Genomic DNA, 3,609 nt, shown 5'->3' on the forward strand with positions numbered 1-3,609 from the left:
CGAAGAAGATGAGCCGCGTGGGCGGCAGCGGCGGCGCGGCGATGGGCGGCATGGACGGCGCGCGCACCAGCGCCGGAGGTCCCTCGGCCGCGGAGAACTCCAGCGCCTTGGTCTCCTTGCCCCCGGCCCACGCCTTGGCGAGCAGCGCCAGGCCCTCCAGCCCGCGGGGCGCCACTTCACGCCGGCCCAGCAGGTGCACGGGCACCAGCTTGTCCAGCGCCTGGAACTTGCGGACATGGGGGGCCTGCAGGCCGCGGCGCCCCTGGCACGCGGGACAGCCGTCCTTGTCCTCGATCTGGTTGACGACGACCTCCGTCACCGGCAGCCCGCGCTCGCGAAGCTGGGTGAAGAGCATGCGCGTCTGCGCCTCGGGCACCGGCTCCGCCAGCGCCACCAGGTGGAAGGCCGTGCGCGCGGGGTCCTTCAGCAGCGCCAGCAGCTTCTCCGCCTTCTGCCCCACCTGCTCCAGGACACCGGGCGCCTCGGCGGCGGCCGCCGCCTTCTTGCCCTTCTTCGCCGGCGCCTCCGTCTTGTCCCCACCGGCCTTCACCAGGCCCAGGAACTTGCGCAGGCTCGTCGGCAAGTCGAACAGCCGCAGGGTGTGGCTGGTCGGCGCGGCGTCCACCACGATGCGGTCGAACGCCTCGCCCTCCAGCAGGTCCACCACGTGGAAGAGCGCCACCAGCTCCTCCAGCCCCGGCACGGCCTGCTGATACAGCTTGCCCATGTCGTCCTCCGACACGTGCGTGCCCTTCGCGGCGGCCTTCGCCAGCGCTGGCAGATAGGACGCCAGGAAGGGCTTCATCAGCGCCGCCGGCTCCACTTCCAGGCCAAACACGCCGCCCTCTCCCTTGCCCGGGAGCAGCTTCGTCGCCTTGGCCGGGAGCTTCTTCTTCACCAGGTCCGACAGGGAGCGGACCGGATCCAACGACACGAGCAGCACCCGTTCCTTGGGCGCCTCCTCCAACAGCCTCAACGCATATGCCGCCGCGAGCGTAGTCTTGCCTACCCCGCCTTTGCCGCCGAAGAAGTGAAGTACTCGCGCGTCGCTCATTGCGTTGTGGCCTTCCTTGTGCCCCCCCGCGGCACCCGATGCACACTCCGGGGCGCCCGAATCGGTTGGCGCCGCTGGAGTTGCCCGAGGCGTGGAACATGTACGGCCGGGCACTCCCTGTGGGTGGGAGACCCCCCAAGAATCCCCCGTCCGGAGGTCAAAAGTCAAGAATTGACGGGGGTTTCGCGGCGGGGTCGCCGCCTGGGCGGGCGTCCCCTCCGAGCCAGGCCAAGGGCCCGGAATCCGAAGGGGATTTCCTACCCGTGAGGTCAGCGGATGACGAACGTGTTGGTGCCCATGGCACCCATCCCACCGTCGCTGCCCTGCCCGCCCAGGGGGCCGCCACCGCCGCCGGGCGCCTGCTGCGCGCGGGCCTCGGCCGCGTAGCGGTTGAGCTTGTTGTAGAGCGTCTTCTCGCTCACCCCCAGCACCTCGGCGGTGCGGGCCTTGTTGTTCCCGTTCCGCTGGAGGCTGCCCAGGATGTACTCGCGCTCCACCGCGTCCAGGCTCAGCCCGAAGGGCAGCCGGAAGGTGTGGCGCTCCGGGCTCTTGCCCGCCATGTCGGGCGGCAGGTGCTCGCGGGTGATGAGCTCCCCGTCACACAGGATGACGGCGCGCTCCACCGCGTTGCGCAGCTCGCGGATGTTGCCCGGCCATTCATAGTTCTTCAGGACCTCCATGGCCTCCGGGTGCACGCCGCTCACGCGCTTGCCGGAGTCGCCGCGGAACTTGTCCACGAAGTGCTGCACCAGGATGGGGACGTCGTCGCGGCGCTCGCGCAGGGGCGGCAGGTGGATCTGGAAGACGTTGAGGCGGAAGTAGAGGTCCTCGCGGAAGCGCCCGTTCTTGATTTCCTGCTTGAGGTCGCGGTTGGTGGCGCACAGCACGCGCACGTCCACCTCGATCTCCACCTTGCCGCCCAGCCGGCGCAGCCGGCCCTCCTCCAGCACGCGCAGGAGCTTGGCCTGCAGCTCGATGGGAATCTCACCCAATTCGTCCAGGAAGAGCGTGCCGCCGTGGGCCATCTCGAACACGCCGGGCCGCCGCTGATCCGCGCCGGTGAAGGCGCCGCGCTCGTGGCCGAACAGCTCGGACTCAATCAGCGTGGCCGGGATGGACGCGCAGTTGATGGCGATGAAGGGCTTGTCGCGGCGCAGCGACAGGTTGTGCACCGCGCGGGACACCACCTCCTTGCCCGTGCCGGACTCGCCGCTGATGGACACGCTGGCCTTGGACGGCGCCACCTTCTCCACCAGCTCGATGACCTTGCGCATGCCCGCGGACTGGGCAATCAGGTCCGACGAGCCGAGCTGCTTCAGCCGCCGCCGCAGCGTCTGCACCTCGCGCATCGTCTCCTTCTTCTCCAGCGCCCGGTCGATGCAGACCTTGAGCCGCGCGGTGTCCAGCGGCTTGACGATGAAGTCGTAGGCGCCCTCGCGGATGGACTCCACCGCGGCGTCGATGGTGCCCCGCCCCGTCAGGAAGACCACCGGGCAGTCCGGCAGCTCCTCCTTCAGGTTGCGCAGCAACCAGAGCCCATCCGTCTCCGGCATGGCCAGGTCCGACAGGACCACGTCCGGCCGGAATTCGTTTGCCTTGCGGAGGGCGTCATGCCCGTCGAAGGCGATCTCGACCTTGTGTCCCCAGGCGCTGAGCATGTCCGCCAGCGCCTCACAGGTGTCGCGTTCGTCATCCACGGCCAGGATTCGTGCGCTGCCCAAGTGAAGACCTCCCGTACTGCGTCGTGAAGCGAAGTTGTCGTGACTCGAAATCAGAAGCCGGCCCGTCCAGCTGTGACACTCAGGCGCGGGAGAAACCCAGGCGGCAGACCCCCGCCCGGACGTACAGGTCGACGCCCAGTTGTGAACAGCGCAGCTGCAGCGCGGCCACCGCGTCGGGCAGGGGCTCGGGGCAGGCGCCGGCCGAGTCCTCGACCTCCAGCACCGCGCCCGTCTCGTCCCCGCGCACCGTGACGCGGATCGAGCCGCCATTCTCCGCCCGGCGGAAGGCCCGCAGCAGCGTCTGGATGAGGAGGAAGCCCAGCTCCGACGTGTCCCGCAGGTGGACCTGGACGCCCGCCTCCACCGCCGACTGGACCTGGACGCGCCGCTTGCGGCCCTCGTGCCCCAGCACGCCCAGCGCCCGCGTGGTGACCTCCGTCAGGTCCGCCACGCCCGGCGCGCCGCCCCGGAACACGACTAAGTCGCTGAACAGCTTCAGGATGCCGTCCACGCGCTGGATCTGATCGCGCATGGCCTTGAGGTTCTTCTCCTGCGACGGCGGCACGCTGCCGGTCTCCGCCTTCAGCTTCTCCGAAAGGACCTCCAGGTGGATGGCCAGCGCGTTCAACGGATTGCGGACGTCGTGCAGCAGGCTGTCCATGAGCGTGGGGACGGCCAGGTACCGGGCCGCGCCCACCACGGGCTGCTGCGCGTCCTCCTCGGAGGATGCACTATTTGACATTGCTGTCGATGTAACCAACTGGAACTCCTCGGTATTTTCCCTGATCCACCCCCGCCGCCGCCCAACCGAGCCAAGAGTTAGGGAGCCACTCC

At 69.3% G+C, this 3,609-nt stretch carries 3 protein-coding genes; all 3 read right to left on the reverse strand.

Annotation, left to right across the window (positions count from 1 at the left end):
• The coding region (locus G4D87_RS35335; protein WP_163787110.1) for an ArsA family ATPase at positions 1-1,054 on the reverse strand (1,054 nt) is incomplete at its 3' end.
• Between the two features lie 269 nt (positions 1,055-1,323).
• Positions 1,324-2,775 carry an enhancer binding protein Nla6 gene (gene nla6, locus G4D87_RS35340; protein WP_163787111.1) on the reverse strand — a complete coding sequence of 484 codons (1,452 nt, stop codon included), beginning with the start codon at positions 2,773-2,775 and terminating at the stop codon, positions 1,324-1,326.
• Positions 2,776-2,854: 79 nt separating this feature from the next.
• Entirely contained in the window at positions 2,855-3,517 is a 663-nt protein-coding gene (locus tag G4D87_RS35345; protein WP_240358865.1) for a sensor histidine kinase, read from the reverse strand.
• Positions 3,518-3,609: the final 92 nt, after the last annotated feature.

This window comes from Myxococcus vastator (assembly GCF_010894475.1).
In the GTDB taxonomy this organism is placed as follows: Bacteria; Myxococcota; Myxococcia; order Myxococcales; family Myxococcaceae; genus Myxococcus; species Myxococcus vastator.

Excerpts from the sequence above, each read along its gene's own strand:
- G4D87_RS35345 (WP_240358865.1), bottom strand. The coding sequence starts at position 3,517 with ATGTCAAATAGTGCATCCTCCGAGGAGGACGCGCAGCAGCCCGTGGTG.